Source organism: uncultured Campylobacter sp., assembly GCF_938040115.1.
Lineage (GTDB): Bacteria > Campylobacterota > Campylobacteria > Campylobacterales > Campylobacteraceae > Campylobacter_A.
In genome coordinates this window covers 1-1,145 of the sequence record NZ_CALHXD010000243.1, presented here as the reverse complement: position 1 = coordinate 1,145, position 1,145 = coordinate 1, and the positions used below count along the sequence as shown (strand labels likewise).

General features: G+C 42.3%; 1 protein-coding gene. It reads right to left on the bottom strand.

Features of this window, described 5'->3' with window-relative positions:
- Positions 1 to 150 precede the first annotated feature (150 nt).
- On the bottom strand, positions 151 to 1,077 hold the full coding sequence (locus Q0314_RS08215) for a hypothetical protein (RefSeq protein WP_298058153.1): 927 nt from the start codon (positions 1,075 to 1,077) through the stop codon (positions 151 to 153).
- Positions 1,078 to 1,145 lie beyond the last annotated feature (68 nt).

Sequence of the window (1,145 nt, the reverse complement as noted above, 5' to 3'; positions counted from 1 at the left end):
TATAGCACAAGGTGCTAAGAATATCTTTAAACTTGATACGATTACTATCAACTAATCTAAAATTTGTTTCTCAAATTTGACTCGCAGTAAAAGGTTAAATTTAGGATTTGGGTTTTTGTAAATTTTGACGCTCGGTTTTTAAAGCGCGTTTTAAAATTTAAGCTTCAAAACCTCCGTCGCTTCGTAAAATTTAGCCTTTTTTCTCAAAAACTCGCATTCGCCCACTCGCTCGCAAAGTCCGTTTTCTAGCAGAAATTTGACCGCCTCGGCGTTATCAAGCGCCAAATTCGTTTCTATAAAAAATCTAAGCCCGCCTTTGTTAATCTCTTTTAGGCTTTTAAATTTTAAAAACTCCTCGAAATATCTTATTTTCTCGCGGTAAAACTCCATAAATTTCGCGCTTTTTCCAAACCGCGCCGCCTTTAAATTTACGGCCTCGCCAAACTTTAAAGTAGCGCCGTTTTCATGAGCGAAGGAGCGTATATCGACCGCGATCTGCAGCGCTATCTCGCTCATATCGGCGTTCATGCTAAGCAGCTCTTTAAAAAGCCAAAAGCCGTCCGCACCGTAAATGCAGCTTAAAACAAATTTATCGTTCGCATCCGCTCCGTGCGCAACCAGCAGCTTTACGAGGCGGATGACGTCAGCTTCGCTAAGATTGGACTTTTGTCCTGAGGGAAGCGGCATCAGTAGCAAAGCGGAGTTGCAAATAGGGCTAGTAACGATGGTTTTGTAGTTTAGATCGGGCTTAAATTTGAGCGCTTTTTCTATCCGCTCAAAGTCGATTTTGCCCGTGTTATACATTTTGGCGTTAAATATAAAAGGTGTAAAAAGGCGGTCGCAATACTCGCCCAGCTCGTCGTTTACGCGGTGCGGGTTTTGCCGTAAAAAATCTAAAATTTGATCAAGCCCCGCGTCTATCTGCTCGCTCGTAGCGTTTTCGTCGTAGAAAATCCTAAAATCAGGCATGGATTTTGGCTGCTCGCAAACCTTGACCGCTTCGTCTTGCTCTAGCGCAAAAAGCGGCACAGATAAAAAGAGTAGGGCGAGCGGCAAAAATCGTAAAGAAATTTTCATCATCCATCCTTAAATTTAGATACGCCGAGGTAAAAATTTTAGCCCAAGTCTACCGGGTTAAAATTTTA

Coding starts and splice junctions, on each gene's coding strand:
- Q0314_RS08215 (WP_298058153.1), bottom strand. CDS start 1,077: ATGAAAATTTCTTTACGATTTTTGCCGCTCGCCCTACTCTTTTTATCT.